Annotated in this window: 20 protein-coding genes; 10 read left to right on the top strand and 10 right to left on the bottom strand. The window is 36.9% G+C overall.

Annotated elements, in window-relative coordinates; genetic code table 11:
• Positions 1-48 precede the first annotated feature (48 nt).
• The 3 genes from AA637_RS00670 to murA all read right to left on the bottom strand — a co-directional run bounded on the left by AA637_RS00670 (position 49) and on the right by murA (position 2591).
• Entirely contained in the window at positions 49-591 is a 543-nt protein-coding gene (locus AA637_RS00670; protein WP_242411874.1) for a chemotaxis protein CheW, read from the bottom strand.
• 135 nt (positions 592-726) lie between these two features.
• Positions 727-1092 (bottom strand): response regulator transcription factor, encoded by a 366-nt coding sequence (locus AA637_RS00665; RefSeq protein WP_069789512.1) that lies wholly within the window; start codon positions 1090-1092, stop codon positions 727-729.
• Between the two features lie 185 nt (positions 1093-1277).
• A complete protein-coding gene (gene murA / locus AA637_RS00660) occupies positions 1278-2591 on the bottom strand; it encodes a UDP-N-acetylglucosamine 1-carboxyvinyltransferase (protein WP_446684507.1) in 1314 nt (437 codons plus the stop codon).
• A gap of 303 nt (positions 2592-2894) precedes the next feature.
• Here murA and bioB point away from each other — a divergent pair, with 303 nt between their 5' ends.
• The 6 genes from bioB to folE all read left to right on the top strand — a co-directional run bounded on the left by bioB (position 2895) and on the right by folE (position 8338).
• Positions 2895-4019: a biotin synthase BioB gene (bioB, locus tag AA637_RS00655; protein WP_446684506.1), complete on the top strand. Its 1125-nt coding sequence runs from the start codon at positions 2895-2897 to the stop codon at positions 4017-4019.
• Positions 4003-4632 (top strand): biotin transporter BioY, encoded by a 630-nt coding sequence (locus AA637_RS00650; RefSeq protein WP_446683478.1) that lies wholly within the window; start codon positions 4003-4005, stop codon positions 4630-4632. The genes bioB and AA637_RS00650 overlap by 17 nt, the downstream gene beginning before the upstream one ends.
• Positions 4633-4793: 161 nt before the next feature.
• Complete coding sequence (gene lspA, locus AA637_RS00645) at positions 4794-5243, top strand: signal peptidase II (protein ID WP_446683477.1); 450 nt, start codon at positions 4794-4796, stop codon at positions 5241-5243.
• A gap of 105 nt (positions 5244-5348) precedes the next feature.
• The gene (accA, locus tag AA637_RS00640) at positions 5349-6326 is read left to right on the top strand and encodes an acetyl-CoA carboxylase carboxyl transferase subunit alpha (RefSeq protein ID WP_446683476.1); all 978 of its coding nucleotides are present in this window, start codon (positions 5349-5351) and stop codon (positions 6324-6326) included.
• Between the two features lie 431 nt (positions 6327-6757).
• Positions 6758-7486 (top strand): SDR family oxidoreductase, encoded by a 729-nt coding sequence (locus tag AA637_RS00635; RefSeq protein WP_446683475.1) that lies wholly within the window; start codon positions 6758-6760, stop codon positions 7484-7486.
• A 129-nt stretch (positions 7487-7615) separates the two neighbouring features.
• On the top strand, positions 7616-8338 hold the full coding sequence (gene folE, locus AA637_RS00630) for a GTP cyclohydrolase I FolE (RefSeq protein ID WP_446683474.1): 723 nt from the start codon (positions 7616-7618) through the stop codon (positions 8336-8338).
• Positions 8339-8378: 40 nt separating this feature from the next.
• Here the strand turns inward: folE and AA637_RS00625 are convergent, their stop codons facing one another.
• From AA637_RS00625 to AA637_RS00605, 5 genes are all read right to left on the bottom strand, one after another.
• Positions 8379-8546 (bottom strand): hypothetical protein, encoded by a 168-nt coding sequence (locus AA637_RS00625; RefSeq protein ID WP_201150021.1) that lies wholly within the window; start codon positions 8544-8546, stop codon positions 8379-8381.
• Between the two features lie 74 nt (positions 8547-8620).
• Complete coding sequence (locus AA637_RS00620; RefSeq protein WP_446683473.1) at positions 8621-9595, bottom strand: CIA30 family protein; 975 nt, start codon at positions 9593-9595, stop codon at positions 8621-8623.
• 103 nt (positions 9596-9698) lie between these two features.
• Complete coding sequence (gene pdhA / locus AA637_RS00615) at positions 9699-10724, bottom strand: pyruvate dehydrogenase (acetyl-transferring) E1 component subunit alpha (RefSeq protein ID WP_446683472.1); 1026 nt, start codon at positions 10722-10724, stop codon at positions 9699-9701.
• A gap of 124 nt (positions 10725-10848) precedes the next feature.
• Positions 10849-11604 (bottom strand): isoprenyl transferase, encoded by a 756-nt coding sequence (locus AA637_RS00610; protein WP_069789697.1) that lies wholly within the window; start codon positions 11602-11604, stop codon positions 10849-10851.
• 189 nt (positions 11605-11793) lie between these two features.
• Positions 11794-12123, bottom strand: a complete 330-nt coding sequence (locus AA637_RS00605) for a hypothetical protein (protein ID WP_083260369.1) — start codon at positions 12121-12123, stop codon at positions 11794-11796.
• 291 nt (positions 12124-12414) lie between these two features.
• Between AA637_RS00605 and psb27 the strand changes: the two genes are divergently transcribed.
• The 3 genes from psb27 (at position 12415) to AA637_RS00590 (ending at position 14960) form a co-directional block, all read left to right on the top strand.
• Positions 12415-12822: a photosystem II protein Psb27 gene (gene psb27 / locus AA637_RS00600; protein ID WP_069789703.1), complete on the top strand. Its 408-nt coding sequence runs from the start codon at positions 12415-12417 to the stop codon at positions 12820-12822.
• A 301-nt stretch (positions 12823-13123) separates the two neighbouring features.
• Positions 13124-14326 carry a phosphoglycerate kinase gene (locus AA637_RS00595; protein WP_446683471.1) on the top strand — a complete coding sequence of 401 codons (1203 nt, stop codon included), beginning with the start codon at positions 13124-13126 and terminating at the stop codon, positions 14324-14326.
• A gap of 115 nt (positions 14327-14441) precedes the next feature.
• The gene (locus AA637_RS00590; protein ID WP_446683470.1) at positions 14442-14960 is read left to right on the top strand and encodes a DUF2518 family protein; all 519 of its coding nucleotides are present in this window, start codon (positions 14442-14444) and stop codon (positions 14958-14960) included.
• A 127-nt stretch (positions 14961-15087) separates the two neighbouring features.
• Here AA637_RS00590 and AA637_RS00585 read toward each other — a convergent pair whose 3' ends face one another.
• Positions 15088-18756, bottom strand: coding sequence for an EAL domain-containing protein (locus AA637_RS00585; protein WP_446683469.1), 3669 nt, complete (start codon positions 18754-18756; stop codon positions 15088-15090).
• A 601-nt stretch (positions 18757-19357) separates the two neighbouring features.
• Here AA637_RS00585 and AA637_RS00580 point away from each other — a divergent pair.
• The gene (locus tag AA637_RS00580; protein ID WP_446683468.1) at positions 19358-20326 is read left to right on the top strand and encodes a 3'(2'),5'-bisphosphate nucleotidase; all 969 of its coding nucleotides are present in this window, start codon (positions 19358-19360) and stop codon (positions 20324-20326) included.
• Here the strand turns inward: AA637_RS00580 and AA637_RS00575 are convergent.
• Positions 20323-21546: a family 10 glycosylhydrolase gene (locus tag AA637_RS00575; RefSeq protein ID WP_446683467.1), complete on the bottom strand. Its 1224-nt coding sequence runs from the start codon at positions 21544-21546 to the stop codon at positions 20323-20325. The genes AA637_RS00580 and AA637_RS00575 overlap by 4 nt on opposite strands.
• Positions 21547-21623 lie beyond the last annotated feature (77 nt).

Here is a 21623-nt window from a genome sequence, read left to right as displayed (position 1 = left end):
GCATTCTAAGTTTAAACTCAATGTGTCTATCATATAACGACTCTCAGATTAAGCTACCCAACGAGCCGAGCGTAAAATCGCAATGTGATCTAATACCCTAATATGATGATTTCTTCCTTCTACCCATTCCCCTTGAACATAAGGCGCAATGTGGTCCGGAATATTTTGGGGTATTTGCAATTTATCCACCTCAAGCCAATGAATTGCTCCTAGGGATTTTACTGCCAATCCTAAGATTATGTCTTGCTCTTCCACCGCAATCACGGGCACCTCTCCCCGATCAGTGTTTAACATATTGGGATAGCCAAGGAATTGTCCGAGATCGGCTACCCAGATAATTTCTCCTCGAAGGTTGATTGTGCCGAGCAGTAAAGGAGAGGCATTCGGTACAGGGGTAATATTCCCTGGTTCCTGTTGCATAATTTCTCTAATTCCCATGGCAGAGAGGGCAAATTCATTTCCAGATGGAAGAAAAAAACGAAGATGGGATTCTCCTTCTAAGGCCTCTACATCTTCGGTAAATTCTGTATCAAGGGCGAGGGAATAAGGCGATTCGTCAATAGATGGGGATTTGTTTTGATTATCTACCATTTTCGATGCTGTTGAGATGAAATTAGAGTATAACTTCTGTAAATATTATGGGAATTAAACAATAAAAATTAGGAGAAGTATAACTAACCATTAATTATAGTGTATTATTCCCATTAGAAAATAAATTATAAACAATTATTTTCTGAGTAGTTGCTTAATCATTTTCATTAGTTCACTAGCTTGAAATGGTTTACTAATGTAAGCGTCGGCACCTTGTTTCATACCCCAGTAACGATCAAATTCTTCTTTTTTTGAGGAACAAAGAATTACGGGAACATTTTGAGTTTTTTGTTCAGATTTAATATGACGACAAACTTCATAACCATTCATTTTAGGCAAGATTATATCTAAAATTACTAAATCAGGAATGGTACTTTTCATGATCGTTAGAGCATCCTCACCGTTAGTGACGCTTTGTACTAACAATCCTTGTTTGGTGAGTAAATTACTAATTATTTCTCTGGTGGTTTTACTGTCTTCTACGAGTAAAATTTTTTTCATAGGAACGTGATAATTGATAATTAATTTTTTATATTTTTTTTAATTACTCACTATCCATTATTCATCACTTTGTCGAGTTTATTGGATCGTTGTCATTGAATCAAAAAAAATTAAAGCGTTTTGCTTTCAGTATCACTCTGTAGGCTCAACGCTCAAAAAAAATTGTAATGTGTAGGAAAAAAAATCTAGCTAAGATACTGAATGCGCTTAATTTGGGTGCCTAGACTTTGTAGTTTTTGTTCAATATTTTCGTAACCTCGATCAAGGTGTTGTAATCCTTGAATTAAGCTGGTACCGTCGGCCGCAAGAGCCGCAATAACAAGAGCTGCGGATGCTCTCAAATCCGTTGCCATAACAGGGGCGCCAGATAAACGATAAATACCTTTTACCATGGCACAGTTACCTTTTACTTTGATGTCTGCCCCCATGCGTTTTAGTTCGGCTACATGACGTAAACGATTTTCAAATACTGTTTCGGTAATCAAGCTATTACCTTGGCTAACGGTAAGTAGTGCCATAAATTGGGCTTGCATATCCGTAGGAAAACCAGGGTGAGGGGAGGTTTCTATGTCGGTGGCACGAAGTTCTCCTGGCACTACGGTAAGGCTGGTGGGGGATTCTTGTTTTACTTTTACGCCAATTTCTTCTAATTTAGCGATGACGGGAATTAGATGCTCACGGTTAACAGCGGTAAGGGTAATGGGAGAGTGAGTAATGGCCCCGGCTACTAAAAATGTACCTGCTTCGATGCGATCGGGAATAATGGCATAATCGGTACTATGAAGACTTTTTACCCCTTCGATGGTAATGGTATTAGTTCCTGCTCCTTTTATTTTTGCTCCCATGCTATTGCAGAAGTTGGCAAGGTCAACGATTTCGGGTTCTTGGGCAGCATTTTTGATGATGGTTTCTCCTTCGGCGAGGGTGGCTGCCATCATGATGGTTTCGGTGGCACCGACGCTGGGATAGTCAAGAAATATATTTGCTCCTTGAAGTCTTTTTTTGTTGCCTTTTACGGAGGCGTTAACAATGCCGTGATCGATAATTACGTCAGCACCCATGGCTTGAAGTCCTCTGACGTGAAGATCTACGGGACGAGAACCGATCGCACATCCCCCTGGTAAAGGCACATGGGCAACCCCTAAACGGGTAAGAATAGGTCCTATTACAAAGAAACTAGCTCGTAGTTGAGACACTAATTCGTAAGGGGCTTGAGCGTCTTTTAGTTGACGGGCATCAATATCCCACACATCTTGATTTTGTTCGATTTTTACCCCAAGAGCATTTAATACCTGACCCATAAATTGCACATCTTTGAGGGTGGGAACGTTGGTTAAACGACATTCTTCACTGCATAAAAGAGTACCTGCCAAGATAGCGAGGGCAGAATTTTTTGCTCCACTGATTCTTACTTCCCCTTTGAGGGGTTTTCTACCGATGATTTCTAGGGCAACATGATTGTAGTCTTGGGTAAATGTCGCTGATGAATTTGTCTGAATAGAAGTAGTGATAGCCTTGACCTCCCGATTTTATTTAAAAATAAAGTTTAATCATAATATTTCGTTATGATTCTACCTGATAATTTCTGTTTTGTTCGTTTTTTCTTTAAATTTAGATTTTTTTAGGTATTTTCACACACAGTTAGGGCAAAATCACGGCTAAGGTGGCAACCTCGTAAAAAGAAGCCTATGAAGGTCAATTTTTGAATGTTTATTATCCATTGTCCATGGGTTTTTAGGGTATAATTTAGGGGGTTATTTCATCATTTTCAACCATTGGGTTGGGTGAGATTGTCAAAGAATATACATATTTATGAGGGGACGGTATTTGTGGTAAACACCATCAGTAAGCCAGAACAAAACATTAAGAATATTTCCACCGATAATAATAATTCTCTTGCTGTATGGTTAAGGGAATTGGGCGATCGCATCATAGGGGGAGATAAAATTACCAAAGAGGAAGCCCTACAAATTACCACCATTGAGGGGGAGGAAAATATTCTCCTTCTATGTGAAAATGCGGATCGTATTCGTCAGGCCTGTTGTGGTAATGTGGTCGATCTATGTAGCATCGTTAATGTAAAATCGGGTAATTGTTCAGAAAACTGTAGTTTTTGCTCACAGTCGGTACACCATCAGGGTAAAGATTCCCCCGTTTATGGTCTCAAAAGTGAAGATGAAATTTTAGAATATGCTAAAGCAGCGGAAGCGGCGGGGGCAAAAAGATTTTGTTTAGTGTCCCAAGGACGGGGCGTAAAATATAATAGTCCTAAAAATAACGAGTTTGCCGAAATTATCTCTACAGTTCGTCGCATCATCACCGAAACAAACGTTAAGCCCTGTTGCGCCCTAGGGGAAATTACCCAAGAACAAGCTCAGGAACTAAAAGAGGCTGGAGTAACCCGTTATAATCATAACCTTGAGGCATCAGCCAATTTTTACGAAAAAATCGTCACTACCCACACTTGGCAAGATCGAGTAGATACAGTCAGAAACCTTAAGGCTGTAGGTATCCAAGCCTGTACAGGAGGTATCATGGGTATGGGTGAAAGTTGGGAAGATAGGGTCGATTTAGCCCTTTCTTTGCGAGAGTTAGAAGTAGAATCAGTGCCTATTAATCTCCTCAACCCCAGAGAAGGTACTCCCCTAGGAGAGCAGAACAAACTTACTCCTTTACAAGCCCTGAAGGCGATCGCCCTTTTCCGTTTTATTCTACCCCAACAAATCCTCCGCTATGCAGGGGGCAGAGAAACTGTCATGGGAGAATGGCAAAAACAAGGTTTAATTTCGGGAATTAATGCTATGTTAATCGGTAACTATTTAACTACCCTCGGACAATCCCCCCAAGAAGACCAAGCCATGTTAAAATCTTTAGGCTTAGAGGGGGGAGAAGCCCCTGTTCCCTACCAAGATGAATCCATTGGCTAAAGACGACCAAGAAGAACTCAAAATTAATCCTATATATGAGTTTGTGTGGGCATTGACAGGTTTAATGCTCACAATATTTGGTACGTTTGTAGAAGTTTTTTTCGTCATTCCCCAAGGCACCGCCCTAGAAGATTTTAACCCCACTTCCCTTGGTGTTACTTATCAATTAGTGGGGGTTTTTTTAACGGGTTGCCTCGCTGGAAAAAATGCTGGAGCTTATGCCCAAATTGCTTACTTGGTTCTAGGTTTATTTAAGTTACCTGTATTTTATCAAGGGGGTACTTTTGAGTATTTAGATCAACCCAGTTTTGGGTATATCCTTGGGTTCATTCCAGGGGCTTGGTTATGTGGTTATCTAGCTATTCCAGGTAAAAGAAAATTAGAAATATTTGTCTATGCCATCTTTTTTGGTTTGTTGGTAGTTCATCTCTGTGGCATTCTCTATCTGGTGGGCTATACTTTCATTACTCCTATATTTGGCAATGATTTAGACCCAAATTACCTTACTGATGCCATTAATCTTTATACCATCACTCCTTTTCTGTCTCAAATGCTTCTTATCCCCCTTATTGCCATAATTGCTTTTATTATTAGAGTTATCTTATTTTATTAATCTCTAGCATTTTTTTATTATTAACTTGCACAAGGGAAAAAAGTATCTAAAAGTTTTCATAAACAATGTTAAAAGCATTAAAAATAATTTAAAGCACGTTTTTATATAATTTATAAACAACAATATTTTATCTATTAATGGTTCATAAAACCGCCTAAACTATGAGGAAAAACTTTTATTTTTGGTCAGTGGCAATCGTTGGTTTAATAATTGATCAACTCACTAAAGTTTGGACTATTTTAACCTTTGAAAATGTTAATGATACTATCCCTATTTGGGAAGGAGTATTTCACTTTACCTATATACAAAATACAGGGGCAGCTTTCAGTTTTTTTAGTGGTGGAGCATTTTGGTTAAGGTGGTTGTCTTTGTTTGTTAGTTTGGTATTGATTGTTTATGGATTATGGGAAAAGTTGCCCAATCCCGAACAGTGGGGCTATGGCTTGATACTAGCGGGGGCTTTTGGCAATGGTGTAGATCGTTTTATTTTTGGCTATGTGGTAGATTTTTTAGATTTTCGTTGGATTAATTTTCCTGTGTTTAACATTGCTGATGTTTGTATCAATATCGGCATTGTGTTTCTGATTTATGGGATGTTTCAGGAAAATTGACAATGAACAATGAACAATGGACAATTTAATTAGTCAATAATTAATCATTTATAAATAAATACCGAATATTCTAAGATCGAAGGATAGAAAATTTAAGATACTGATATGGTAAAAACCGAAAAAAAACGTACTTTCCTGTTAGAGTTTGAAAAGCCCTTAGTGGAATTACAGGCAAGAATTGACCAAATTAGGGAGTTAGCAGAGGAAACCAATGTTGATGTCTCTGGACAGGTAAATGAGTTGGAGTCCAAGGCAGAGCAACTAAGGTTAGAAATTTTTAGTAGTTTAACCCCTTCTCAAAAGTTACAGATAGCGCGTCACCCTCGCCGTCCTTCTACCCTAGATTATGTTCAAGCCATGACCGATGATTGGTTTGAACTCCATGGCGATCGCCGCGGGAACGATGATCCAGCCCTTATCGGAGGTATTGCCCGACTCGATGGACGGGGGGTAATGATCATTGGGCATCAAAAAGGAAGGGATACCAAGGATAATGTAGCCCGTAATTTTGGTATGGCTTCCCCCGGGGGATACCGTAAGGCGATGCGGTTGATGGAACACGCTAACCGTTTTTCTTTGCCCATTATTACCTTTATCGATACCCCAGGGGCTTATGCTGGACTGGATGCAGAAAAATTAGGGCAAGGAGAGGCGATCGCCTATAACCTGCGAGAAATGTTTAGTCTCGATGTACCTATTATTACCACCGTCATCGGTGAAGGAGGCTCTGGAGGAGCTTTGGGCATTGGGGTAGCCGAGAAGTTAATGATCTTTGAACACTCTGTTTATACCGTCGCTAGTCCCGAAGCCTGTGCCGCTATTTTGTGGAAAGATGCCAAAAAATCTGAACAAGCCGCCCTCGCCCTCAAGATTACCGCCAAGGATTTGTTGGAATTGGGCATTGTCGATCAAATTTTACCAGAACCCCCCAACTGCGCCCATTCAGATCCCCTTGGGGCAGCGGATATTCTTAAAAAAGCCATTTTAGATAACTTAGAATATCTTTCTAGCCTTAGTGCAGAGCAACGAAAAAATCTCCGTTATGATAAATTCCGCAAAATCGGCGTATTCCTAGAACATTAAACTGTAGGGGAATAGGGAATGGTTTTGAACTATTCTTAATCCCACAATTTATTTTTCATATGCCATGAGAATTTGCAAAATTGCTCACAACACCATAAAAATTAAGCGTTCCTTAATCATGGTATGAAATATTATCAAATTATAATAAATATCCCATATTACTACCATTGCCCATTCCCTGTTCCCCATTCCCCACCCAAACCAAAAATTAATTATCCATTGTCCATTGTCATTGAATCCGTGTTTTCTGGGATCAGAAACTGTTATAATTTTAATTGTGAATTTTGTTACAAAACTTCATAAAAGCAGTTTCGGTGTAACCGTTGCTGTGGATAGGGTTAAAAGAAGATGAAGCAATCAGGGAAAGTAATATCAGCCCACCTGAAGGATCATCATTCAACCCAAATGTTGTACAAAGATTAAATAATATCATGGAAAATTCCCCCAATCAAAAACGAGCTATCATTACGGGTGCTAGTAGCGGGATAGGAAAAGCAGTAGCCATCAAATTTGCCCAAGCGGGGATTGATGTATGTTTAATAGCTCGTTCTACCCAAAAACTAGACGAAGTAGCCAAAATAGTTGCCGATTATGGGGTACAAGTAAAAACTCATCCCTTTGACCTGGAGGAGGTGTCACAGGTTCAAGGGGCGATCGCCAATATTGTAACCCAATGGGGTGGGATCGATATTTTAGTCAACAATGCTGGTATTGCTTACACCAATTTATTAAGGGAAACCCCCCTAGAAGATTGGCAAAGAGTAATCAATCTAAACCTAACCAGCGTCTTTCAATGTATCATGGGAGTATTACCAACCATGAGAAAACAACAACAAGGAACAATTATTAATGTGGCATCCATCGCCGCCAATAGTCCTTTTCCCGAATGGGGAACCTATGCCGTCAGCAAAGCAGCCATGGTAACCCTAGGGCAATCTTTAGCCATGGAAGAAAGAAGTAACGGTATTAGAGTAACCACAGTTTCCCCTGGAGCCGTAAACACTCCCATTTGGGATACTGACACCGTTAACGCAGATCTTAACCGTTCTGCCATGTTAACCCCCGAAATCGTTGCCGAAACCATCCTTCACGCCGCCTTACTACCTCAGTCAGCAGTAATCGAAAACCTGACTGTTACCCCCAGTTTGGGCGCGTTGTAAACCCCTGTAGATTTAAAGAATTATTTATAAAAATCAAAACCCATCTTTAAATCAAAATCTAACTTTGTTTAACTATTTTGTCGATAGTTAACCCAAATAAAACCATACAGTAATCTTAAAACTTTAATCATGACAGTATTTTCCAACGGTTCTGACTCTCTTAAAGAAAATTCTCTAAACTCTCAATCCATCGTCACTGAAGTATTCAACAATGTTGGCAGTCGTCCAGATCGCAACACCCACGACGGCAAAGAAGCTCAAGTTCAGGCCATCAAAGAAGAAAACAAACAGAAAATGATGGATTCGGTACACCAAATGTTAGAGTGTCTGGGAGAAGATCCAGAACGGGAAGGATTGCTCAAAACTCCTAAAAGGGTAGCTGAAGCTATGCAGTTTCTCACCCAAGGTTATAGTCAATCCTTAGAACAGCTTGTTAATGGAGCTATTTTTGACGAAGGACACAATGAAATGGTCTTAGTCAGAGACATTGACTTTTTTAGCCTTTGTGAGCATCATATGTTACCTTTTATGGGACGAGCTCATGTTGCTTATATTCCTAATCAAAAAGTAGTGGGATTGAGTAAACTTGCTCGTATTGTGGAAATGTATTCTCGTCGCTTACAGGTACAAGAAAGGCTTACCCGTCAAATTGCCGAAGCAGTACAAACTATCCTTGACCCCCGTGGAGTGGCTGTGGTCATGGAAGCTAGTCATATGTGTATGTCTATGCGTGGGGTACAAAAACCAGGCTCTTGGACTGTTACCAGTGCCATGGTTGGGGTTTTCCAAGATGAAGATAAAACCCGTGAGGAATTCTTGAACTTGATTCAACATCAACCTCGATTCAGATAATTTTTGTAGGGCGAGGCGATCGCCCTTTCTTCTATTTAGTTTACCCTAAAAAGCCAATTATTGTTTGAGTTAAAACGGATAAATCTTCTATGGGTGCTGGTATCATCGCCCCCCGTGAGTCCAACAACTGGACTAAAACTAGGTAAACAACCCCTAGCAGTACCGACATAATTCCTGTGATTACGGCTACTAATTTTTTTCTTTCCATTATTGATTTAATTATTTTTTTAGCTTTAAATTAACTAGATATATTATTGATAGTTTATGACTTAATGATCAGAGCTACAGATTTAAATCTTCAGGCATTTCGGCATAAGTTCTCAAAAATGAGCTATGAAGATTAATATTTTCCCACTCATTAGAATTTCCCATCAGAATAATTTGGGGTACATTTTCCGCTCCATAGGCGGTGATAGATTCGATTTCTAACGCAAAATTACCATCTTCAAAGGTGGGGTTATAACCTCCGTCATATTCAAATTTACTAAGCATTAATTGCATAGAGTACATTTGTTTAGAGTCAAATTTATCGGCTTCTGGCACAGTTTTGGCTCTGAATACTGGAATTAAATCATCAAATTTAATCTCAATTATATTGTCATTTCCATCGGTATCAAAAGAGTAACAATAACTCAAACCATCCCATTTTCCTTCACAACGGGTAATAAATTTATAGCGTTTGCCATCTCCTCGTACTTTTAGGCGAATACCTTGATAGTTTGATAAATCCCAAGGTTGGGAGAAATTTTTGGTGCGTACCGAGGCAAAGCCGCCATTATTGGCTGTGGATACCATGCCAGTAAAGAGTATGTTGCGATCGCCCATTTTTACGCTACTTTGACTCACTCCCCCCATAACCACATCATCCACTGCTCCCCATAGGTTTTTTATTTCTGGGGTAGGGTTATGAAAGTCAAAAAGGAGTGTTTCTTCTGGCTTTAAGTTATTATTAATTAGGTCAAATAATGATTGATTATTATTTTCGGAAAAACAGATTATATTAGTAACTCTTTCTAGGTCTGATATTTCTATTTTCTCTATATTATTTATAGTCGTAAAGTTTAAGTTTTTCTCTCTGAGATAGTTAATAGTGTGTTGTGCTAAATTGCTTTGTGAAGGAGTAATTAAAATTAAATTCATGGGTACATTAGGTTTAGTATTGCTTTTTTCTGAAAGATTAAAAATATTTGTTAAACAGTTTAACCACGGAAATATCTCGAAATAATTTATTGTTTCCCACAGTCTTTTTATTTCCATTTTAATTTATCTCTAAGATTGTTTTTAGCCTAAAACCTTTAACAATATATTTTACTTTTAATAAAAAAAGAGACCATTTTAGGTCTCTTAGATCGATAATTAATTAAGCGAAAATGTAGTCATATAATTCGCTGGGATCTGGTTCTGGGCTTTCTTCGGCGAATTTAACAGCATCATCGATGGTTTCCATCACTTTTTTGTCGATCGCATCTAATTCTGCTTGAGTAACAATGTTATTTTCCGTTAGATACTGGGCAAATTTTTTGATAGGATCCCTAGCATTCCAGAATTCTTTTTCCTTCGCATCCCTTAATTCGTCAGGATCTGCCAAGGAGTGACCACGGAAACGGTAGGTTAGCGCTTCGATAAGGGTGGGACCTTCTCCTGCTCTAGCACGGGCGATCGCCTTTTGAGCCACATCACGTACCGCCAAAACATCCATGCCATCTACCTCATAACCTTCCATATTAAAGACACTGGCTTTTTTATAAATTTCAGGTTGAGAAGTAGCACGCTCATGAGCCATACCAATAGCCCATTTATTGTTTTCTACCACATAAATCACAGGCAACTTCCATAAAGCAGCCATATTGAGACATTCAAAAAACTGTCCATTATTACTAGCCCCATCACCAAAGAAACATACCGTCACCTGATCAGAACTTTCATCACCCAAAGCCCTACGGCGATACATACTTTGATAAGCCGCGCCCGTTGCCACAGGAATTCCTTCAGCCACAAAGGCATATCCACCCAACAATTTATGCTCCGCAGAAAACATGTGCATAGAGCCACCACGTCCTTTACTACAACCCGTGGATTTACCAAATAGCTCCGCCATTACTTCCCTAGCAGGGACATTGCTACTGAGGGCGTGAACATGATCTCTGTAGGTACTACAGACATAATCCTCATTGGCTCTCAAAGACTTAACAATACCGCTCGAAACCGCCTCTTGTCCATTGTAGAGGTGAACAAAACCGAACATTTTGCCCCTGTAATACATCTCAGCACACTTATCCTCAAATAAGCGTCCTAAAACCATATCTTCGTAATAAACTAAACTTTCTTCTTTAGATATTTCTACCGTAGAATGATCAAATTTTGGTAAGATTCTTTCTTCTGCCATATCACATTACTATATTTATTTATCTTAATTATCAAATATCCTTGTTCAATTAGCAATGAACAATAGCTTTCCTCAATAGTTATATTGTCAGCAAAAGTTGATTGACAATTTTCACAAGATAATTCTACTCCTCTTTTACTTTGCCAAAACGGCGATCGCGCTTTTGATAGTCCAGAAGAGCTTGATAAAACTCTTGACGGTTAAAATCAGGCCAAAGAGTAGGCGTAACATACATTTCCCCATAGGCCATTTGCCACAACAAAAAATTGCTTAGACGCATTTCTCCGCTCGTGCGAATCAGCAAATCAGGATTAATAATTCCCTTAGTATAAAGATGACTCTCAAAAATTTCCTCATCAATATCCTCCACCTCCAACTTACCTTCTTGTACCTGACGGGCAATATGACGACAAGCATGGATAATTTCTTGACGACCACCATAATTAGTGGCTACATTAAACTGAATACCCGTATTATTAGCCGTGGTATCCATCGCGTGAGCAATTTCCCGTTGTAAAGAAGTTGGTAAAACGCTCAAATCTCCTACAAATCGAATTTTTATTTTTTCCGTCATCATTTCCGCCAACTCTCGGCGCAAAACCCCCTCAAACAAAGTCATTAAAAAATCTACCTCTAAACGAGGTCTTCCCCAGTTTTCCGTAGAAAAAGCATAGGCTGTTAAAACATCCACACCCCAATCATCACAACACCTAAGCAAATTTTTGAGAGCATCAACACCCTTTTGATGTCCCACTACACGGGGTAAGGCACGTTTTTTTGCCCATCGCCCGTTACCGTCCATAATTACTGCCACATGACGGGGCATTTTTTCGGGAACTAAATCAGAAGGTAATTCGATCAAACTTTGCTCCACATTCATTCAAAGTTAACTCTCAAGCAATTATATAACGTTCATTACTAATAAGTAAAAGTACCAGAAATATACGTAAGTTGAACATATATTTGAATTTAATGAGGAGATTAAAAATTTTGTAAAAAAACCATTGGTATCCCTTTGACTACGATAAAAGGATTCTGTGTAGGGTGGGCAAAGCCCATCCCCGTTAATCTACATTCTGGATAGAGAAGATATTTGTGCTAATTTGCCTTTATCCAACCCAGCTAATTCTTCTAGTTTTATCCAACCCTCTTTAAGAAGTTCGGCAAAAGTAAATACTAACATGGGTTCTCTGTTATCGTATTTACCATCAAGATCATAGCGTTTTGAGCTAAGAAGATCATGGACTTGCCAAAGTTCTTCCATATCTTCGAGATTGTTTATTTTATCTTTAACTTGTTGAACTAGAGTTTTTGTTTCTCGCTCGTAGGCTTTTTTTAAAACTTGTTCAGTTATTTGTATTTCTGCTTTTGTCCATCCTGTTGTAATAGTGGTTGACATGAGTATTTATAACTAAAATATATGATGTTTATTAGTGCTTTTAATATCATATCAATATCTCGGAACGAATGGGCATCGATAATTTTAGCAATTGACCATTAATGATGGGCTTTTTTAATGAACTATACAAAATTGCTAACGGATAATAAAAATTAAATTGATATTGTCTTGTTTATTTATCATCTTATTTTCTATTATCTTAATTTTTTGAAGGTTTGATCTAATTGGAAAATGGGTTTAATGCTGGTAAAATCGGATAGTGTAAATAATAAAACAATATTAGATAATTTTATGATTATAAAATCTTATTTTTCTAAGCTACTAGCTCTTATCCTCGTTGTAGTTGTAGGTTTAGTTGGTTGTGGTAGTACCACTGGTTTGACTGGTAATTATACCCAAGATACGATGACTGTACTAGAAAAAGTCCAAGTTGCGATCGCCCTTCCCACTGAAATCAGCATCGAAGAAAAGAAGGAAATCCAAAATGAAACCAGAGCGCAAATTAACGATTACATTTCCCGCTACCGCAAAAATAGTAATTATGGTGGTTTAAAATCTTTTACGACAATGCAAACTGCCCTCAATTCCCTTGCTGGTTATTACACCTCTTACGGAAATCGCCCCATTCCTGATAAATTACAAAAACGCTTAACTCAAGAGTTTAAGCAGGTAGAATTTGCCTTAAACAAAGGATACTAGAGTAATTAAGAATTGAAAATTGAGAATTAATTTTTTACTTTCAGTATCTAATTCATAGATATTCTCTTTTTCAAAATAGAGACGCAAACAAGTAAAAGCAAAATTGAATAATAATAGGGCAGGAGATATAATTTTCCTGTCTATTTTTTTTACCGATGCTTCATCGCTAATCAACCTTAAAATTGTCATTCAAGCACAGGTATCAATTGTGTATTGTCCAGTGTCATTGTAAAATTTGCAAAGAGTAAGATTTTTTACTTTAAATATATTAAATTTCTGATAAACAAAAGGACATATATCCATGGCAAAAAAAACTATTGCGAATTTAACCGCATCAGATTTAGAAGGAAAAAGAGTATTAGTTAGGGTTGATTTTAATGTACCCATGGACGGTGGAAAAATCACCGATGATACCCGCATTAGAGCGGCTTTACCCACCATCAACGAATTAACCTCCAAAGGTGCAAAAGTTGTATTATGTAGTCACATGGGGCGCCCCAAGGGTGAAGTTAAAGACAGTTTACGTTTAACCGCTGTGGGTGTACGTTTATCTGAGTTACTGGGTAAAAATGTTGTTAAATGTGATGATTGTATCGGTGATGCTGTAACCACTGCTGTTAATGGTTTAAATAATGGTGATGTGGCATTACTCGAAAATCTCCGTTTCTACAAAGAAGAGGAAGCCAATGACGCTGAATTTGCCAAAAAATTAGCTAGTAATGCTGATTTATATGTAAACGATGCTTTTGGTACTGCCCACCGCGCCCATGCTTCCACTGAGGGGGTTACTCACCATCTTTCTACTTCTGTAGCTGGTTTATTAATAGAGAAAGAATTAGAATTTTTACAAAAAGCTATTGAAGCCCCCAAACGTCCTCTAGTAGCCATTATTGGTGGTTCTAAGGTTTCTAGTAAAATTGGGGTAATTGAAACTTTACTGGAAAAATGCGACAAACTCATTGTGGGTGGTGGAATGATTTTCACTTTCTATAAAGCCCGTGGTTTGGCTGTGGGTAAGTCTTTGGTTGAGGAAGATAAGTTAGATTTAGCTAAGGCTTTAGAAGCTAAGGCGAAAGAAAGAGGTGTGGAATTTTTATTACCTACCGATGTGGTTGTAGCTGATAATTTTGCCCCTGATGCTAATGCGAAAACCGTTGCCATTGATAGCATTCCTGATGGTTGGATGGGCTTAGATATTGGGCCTGATTCTATCAAAACTTTCCAAGATGCGCTCGCTGATTGTGGTAGTGTTATATGGAATGGGCCTATGGGTGTATTTGAGTTTGATAAATTTGCTCAAGGTACAGAGGCGATCGCCCATACCCTCGCAGGATTAACTGAAGGTGGTACAATTACTATCATCGGCGGTGGAGACTCTGTAGCGGCGGTAGAAAAAGTCGGTGTAGCTGAAAAAATGAGCCACATTTCCACAGGTGGTGGTGCAAGTTTAGAACTATTAGAAGGTAAAGTATTACCTGGTATTGCTGCTTTAAATGAAGCCTAATTAATTAAATAAACAGTAATTAGTTTTCGATATTCACCATTATTTAACAAGGGGTTTAAACCCCTTGCCTTTGATTAATAATTATTCCCCATTCCCTTAATCATCAATTATATTTATGGAATCTACATTAGATTTTGCCACTTATACATTATGGTCTGCCTATGGCACCATCGCATTTTTTGTTTTAGCCATCGTCGGATTTATTTTTAAATGGGGTTTTCGCTTTCGCTTTATCGGCGCAACGGGTTTTATGATAGTCCTAACCATTGGTTTATTTGGTCTAAGTTTGGGCTTATTTGGGCGCCCTAGCATCCCCAATGCCGTCAGATTTAACGTTGTTTATGATAATGGAGCAAATCAAGCGGTGATTGCGGTATCCACTGATATTACTAAAGAGCAATTGGAAGCTACCCTCCAACAAGCCGCCATCGATTTATTTTCCTATGGTAGAAGTGCCACCGATGGAGATGCCAACTTAACTGTTAGGGCTAGGGCGCAATATCATGGAGATGGTTTTACTTATCCTATTTATTTGGGACAATTAAGGCGATCGCTCTTTGAACAAGAAGATGATAATATTGACTTACAAATATTTGATCAAGAATTTGCCCGTTTGCAGTCCTTACAGAGTTAAGGTATTGAGAGTTAGATGGTAGAGGATTTAGCATGGCTAAGTCCTCATATTTTTTTAGGTTACAATGCTTTTTACCCTTACCTATATTTTTCGCCTTCATAACTCTACTTTTTCATGACACCCTAGTTTATTGATTCCATTTTCCAATAAAAGCATCCGCCAAAGAAGCCCCCATAGGCTTAGAATAATAGTATCCTTGACCATAATCACAACCAATTTCCTTCAAAATTTCCTCCTGAATAGGTAACTCAATACCTTCTGCTACCACATCAAGGGAGAGATTATGAGCAAGAGATATAATCGCCTCCACAATAGCATTTCGAGGAGTCGTTACATTAATTGACTCGATAAAAGCTCTATCAATTTTCAAGGTATTAAAAGGTAAAGTGTGTAAATAACTCAAAGAGGAATAACCTGTACCAAAATCATCTAAAGAAATTTTAAGATTTCGTGCTTGAATATTATCAAGAATATATTTAGCAGTGTGGAAATTATCCATTAAAACACTTTCCGTAATTTCTAACTTAAGCCTATTCGGATTTACTTCTATTTCCGTCAAAAAACGGTCTATTTTAGCAAGAAAATCAGACTCTAATAACTGCTTACTAGAAACATTAATAGCAATGGATAAATTAAGATGAGGATACTTATTTTGCCACACTTTTGCCTGACGGGCAGCGGTACAAAATATCCAATCCCCAAGGGATACAATCAAACCATTTTCTTCGGCGATAGGAATAAATGTGACGGGAGAAATAAATCCTAATTCGGGATTAAACCAACGAATTAAGGCCTCAAAACCAGCTATCTTATCTGTTTTTAAGTCAATAATTGGTTGATAAAATAATTCTAATTCATCATTTTCTAATGCCTGTCTAAGATAGGATTCTAACTTTAATTTTTGCACCAATTCTGTGTGCATAATAGGCTTAAATAATTGATAGCAATTTTTGCCCATGGTTTTGGCTTCGTGCATGGTTAAATCAGCATCCCTTATCATTTCTTCGGCGTGTTTATAACCAATAGAACTTAGGGTAATACCTATACTTACAGATGAAGCTATGTAGTTATTTTCTAAATGATAATTGGTATTACAAATATTGATGATATTTTCTGCTATTTTCTGTGCTTGATTAGGTGAGTCTAAGTCTTCTAAAAGAATGGCAAACTCATCACCACTAATTCGGGCAACGGTATCTTTTTCGGTGACGGAGGATGCGATTTTACTGCCGATAGTTGCTAAAAGTTGATCCCCAATATGATGTCCTATGGTATCATTTACTTTTTTAAAATTATCAATATCCACCAATAGTATGGCACATAATTCGCTCGGATTACGATGGCACCTTTTGAGAGTTTGAGCTAATCTATCCATCAATAGAAAACGATTTGCCAATCCTGTTAGGTCATCATACATACTATTATGCAAGATTTGTTCCTGCATATTTTTAATTTCGGAAATATCAACAATTTGTTGAATTAATTGTAAAATCTCTCCATGACTGTTGCGTAAAATAGTAGTGTCAACAATACTATGAATTACAGTACCGTTTTTACTGATATATCTTCTTTCTTGGGTGTATTGTTTTTGATTATTTTTGAGAATATTTTGTAGAAAAAAATAATTTGTAGAAACATCATCGGGATGATGAAGTATTTTTTCGTCTTTATCAATTAATTCTAAGGCGGAATAATTAAGTAGTTTACATAGAGAATTATTAGTTTTTTGAATGATACCTTTTTTATTGGTAATCATCATACCAATAGGTGCTAATTCAAAGATTAGTTGCAATTCTTGCTGACTTTTTTTAAGGGCTTTTTGAGTTAAATATTTTTTGGTTATATCAGTTATTATGCCGTCAATTCTAATAAGATTATTTTGATTATCAAAAACTAAATAGGCTCTATCTCTTACATATTTTTCCTCTCCATTATAAGAAATAATGCGATATTCTATATCATGGCTATTAGCATCATTATCTAGGATGGCAATATTCAAAATTTTACTATAATAATCTTTGACTCTTTCTTTATCTTCGGGGTGTACTAAGTCTAACCAAAAACATCTTTTTTGAAAAAATAATGACAATTCACACTCATATAAAATAGTGGCGGCGGTGTTAATATAAATTAGCTGTAATGTCTTAGGATGTATAGACCAAATTACGTCTTCTAGGGAAAATAATACCCCTTTTAATCTTTCTTGACTTTCTTCTAAGGCTATTCTAATATGTTCTTTTTCTAGCTCTTTTTCTTCGGCAATAATTACTTTTCCAATGTTATGGGCGATCGCCTCTAATAGATACTTTTGTTCTCTCAAATAATGTACATTATTTTCTGTATCAAAAAGATGTATTGTGCCATATATTACGCCATTAATCCAAATAGGAGTAGCTAAATAATTAGTGACAGTAAAATTGTTAATAAAATTGTTTTCTGTAAGGGAATTAAAATGAATTGATAAACCATTATAAATAGTATCTCTGGCATAACATATTTCTCGGGAAAGAATATTAATCAAGGAATTATCTTGGTCAAAAAATAAAGTATCTGAAAAAGAAAAATATTGACTAGTAATAAAAGATCTATATTCTGATACTTCCATTACTACGCCTATTTGCATTCCCAATATATCACAAGCATTGATTAAACATTCCCTTAAATTGTAACTAAGATCTTGGTTTAAATCATAACTAATAGTATTAATTTTTTGTAGTTTTTCTTCAAATAAATTAGAGTGTCCTGTTTCAATGTTAAAAGATATTTGATCATGATATTGGTCAGTAACATCTTTTTCAATGATAATAAAATTAGTTAAAATTCCTTGATTATAAATAGGATGTAAATTAATTTCACCCCAATAATTTCCGTCATTTTTACGGTTTTTTTCAACAATAATTCTTGTTTCTTGTGCAAGGGCGATCGCATTTTGTAAATTTTGTAAACCATATTGTTGAAATTTTTGATTAAAAAAAGAAAGATAATTTTTACCTAAAATAGCACTTTGACTATAGCCAGTTAACTTCAAAAAACAATCATTAACATAAACAATAGGATAGTCTATTTTTTGAGCATCCATAATAACGATACCATGGGAGTTAAAATTAATTCCTTGCTCTAATAAATATAAAGTTTTATTTTCACTAAGAAAGCTAATATTTTGCTGTAGAAGAATGATTAAATTTTGAATTAAATCTATTTCATCTTCATTAAACGAATCTTGTCTTGGACTATAAAATCCTAATATACCAATTCTTTCTTGGTTATCGGGATGAGCTACAGAAAAGATAATTCCCGATACTAAATGGTCTTGTTCTAAAGGAAAACTTAATTTAAATTTATTGTCTTTTTTTAGATTATCAATAAACAAATAATTACAATCAGATTGCCATAGATAAGCCAACTCATTATCATTATTATTTACCGTCAAATTTTTATATTTTTTTTGACTCCAACCCGTGAGATGCTTTAATTTGAATACATTATCTTTCGGATTATATTTGAAATAATAACTATGGGAAATATTTAGGACATCATTAATAACTTTGATTAGATGACCATAATAATAAGGACTTTTGATGAGGGCAAGATTTTTTGACTCTTTGACAACTATTTGTTGATATTGATATTTTTTATCTAGTAAATTATTTTTCTCCTGAAAAGATAAAACTTCATAGGATTTTAAATCTAGTTTATGTTTTAGGGTTGTACCTTCTCTTTTTTGTTTTACTAAAAAGTAAGTTAAAAAGAAATTAATAACGACTAACGATAAAATTAATGACCAAAAGAAATACATAAAACTAAAAAAAGATTTTGATAGCTAAAAGAATAAAATAATAATCTATCGGATAAGGTATATTTTTCATTGATTTTAGATTTTTAGAACTATATTAAGTAAGTAGGCATAATTAAATCGATTTAGGCAAGGGGTTTAAACCCCTTATTCATAAGAGTCTTAATAAAATAAGAGCTATGATTAATTTCGCCAACCTACTTACCCAGTTTTATTGTTCAAGAATGAAGTCGATATAGATGATAATTTTAGAACCCTTTGCCAGTAAAAAATATACTTTTTTTGTGGATAAATAAATTATAAGTATTTCTTGTAAAAAGAATACTCAAAATAAGTAATAAATTTTTTATTTATGCAGGGTTATAAAATACTAAATAAATTCAATAATAATATCTAACAGAATATTGAAATCTCTTATCCTAAAACTATTGATGGTAATTTATTGATACATAATTAATCATTAATATATTATTGAGCAAGGGGATTAAACTGCTCGTCTGCGAATAGTTAGGGGTTTTATTTTGTCATAAATGATTTAAGACTACTATATTGAACAATTATAGTTAATAATTATTAGGCACATATTAATAATTTACTACATTCAATGAACTATAATCGACTTACAGAAGTAGCGATCGCATCTATCCAACAATCAGCGACATTGTGCGAGGAAGTCAGAAAAAATATTCCCAAAGCCATAGAAAAGGAAGATAAAAGCCCCGTAACTGTTGCTGATTTTGGCTCTCAAGCCCTGATTTGTAAAGCATTGAAAGAGGCTTTTCCCGATATTCCCATCGTCGGCGAAGAAGATGCCACGGAATTAAGAAAATCCGAATCCAAAGATACCATTAACAAAATTACAGGATATGTAAAAAATATTATTCCCTCTGCTACCACCGAGGAAGTTTTGAACTGGATAGACTACGGTAATGGTACTGTAGGAGATTGTTTCTGGACACTAGATCCCATTGATGGCACAAAAGGGTTTTTACGTCAAGATCAATATGCGATCGCCCTTGCCCTCATTGTGGAAGGAGAGGTAAAATTAGGCTTATTGGGTTGCCCTGCCCTTCAATTAAGCCAAGGGGATATGGGATGGTTATTTATCGCCCAGAGAGGCAAAGGGGCTTATAGAATGCCCATAGCAGGGGGTGAAATGACCAAACAACAGGTAGTCACCAAAGAAGACGTTAGTCGTTTTCGTTTCGTTGAAAGTGTCGAAGCCAGTCATGGAAACCAATCTCTGCAAAATACCATCGCCCAATCCGTAGGCATTACCACCGAATCAGTGCGGGTGGACTCCCAAGCCAAATATGGCATCGTCTCCTCTGGGGAAGCTGCCCTTTATTTACGCCTACCTTCTCCAAAATATCCTAATTATAGAGAAAATATTTGGGATCATGCCGCCGGGGCGATCGTGGTGGAAGAAGCAGGGGGCAAAGTAACGGATATGTATGGTAAACCCCTAGACTTTGCCACCGCCTCCAAAATGAATGATAACCGTGGGGTTGTAGTAACCAATGGAGAAATCCATGACACCGTTATCCAAGCCATTAGCCAAGAAAACAATTAAATCCCGTGACGGGGCAAAGGATTTATATTAGTAGCAGTGCGATGGGATTGACGGGGAAATAGCGCACGGAAATGGGATTTTCTCTCGGCTTTTAGTTCAGGAGTTCTATTCCACATACTACCGTAGAAAAAGAAAGCAATTCCTAACCTTTCCCGTCTAGCTGCCAAGGCTTTTTCTCTGATAAATTCAATGGGTTTAATACGATTGCCTAACCCCGTTAAAATACCAATTCCCACAGGAATTTTTTGTCTTGCTTCACGAATTTCGGGGGTGGTAATTTCTCGAAGAAAAGCGGAAGAATCTGCCCGATAGACTTGCACCACCAACTCATTGATTAAGTCTTTTCTTACCCAGTCTAACCAATCTTGCAAAAAGGAATTATACGCCGTACTGTAAGGATTGGGAGACACAGAAAAAATGGCATTGGGTTTTCTTGCCTTAATTTGCCGGTTCAGTTGTTCTACAAAATTGGTTATTTTATCCGCCCGCCAGCGCACCCAAGCCGCATCCCGAAAATCAGTAGGGGGATTTTCGTTGGTTTCTTGGCGATAAAGATTACGAGTATAAGTGTCATAACCCAGAGCAACAGGTAAAGCTAAATGGTCATCAAATTGAATGCCATCAATATCATAACGATTCATCACCTCCATCACCAAATCAGTGATCAATTTTTGTACCTCTGGATGGAATGGATTGAGCCACACAACCTCCCCCGCAGCACTAGAAGTGGTTTGACTACCATCTTGGGCTTGAGTTAGCCAATGGGGGTGATTTAGGGCTAATTCCGAGGTAGGAGGCGCCATAAAACCAAACTCAAACCATGGTAACACCAGTAATCGATGACGATGGGCTTCTTGTACTAATTCTGCTAAAGGCTCTTGTCCTTGAAATCCCCTATGGACAAAAGGTTGTATTCCTGCTCTTTGTGCCACAGGGCTAGGATAGAGAGCGTAGCCTGAATTCCACACCACAGGATAAATAGTATTAAAATTCATGGAGGCTAAATTGGCGATCGCCTCTTTCATTTTTGGACGATCAAATATCGTATCCGTATCGCTCGTGGTTAACCATACTGCCCTAATTTCCGATGTATTTTGAGAAAATACAGGAATACTCCAACCACCGATCACAAGAATTGTGAAATAAGAGGCAAAAAACAAAGATAATAGTTTTAATGGACGAAAAGAGAACCATTTATGGGTAAAAAAAACTTGATTCATTGATAGATTATTAGCTATAGATCATGTAAATATAATTTGCTTTATTCTATCAGGATGGTTGTGATTTGTATGGCACC

The sequence above is a fragment of the Cyanobacterium sp. HL-69 genome, assembly GCA_002813895.1.
In the GTDB taxonomy this organism is placed as follows: Bacteria; Cyanobacteriota; Cyanobacteriia; order Cyanobacteriales; family Cyanobacteriaceae; genus Cyanobacterium.
The sequence above is the reverse complement of the archived record's forward strand: the minus strand, read 5'-3'. Positions and strand labels throughout refer to the sequence as shown.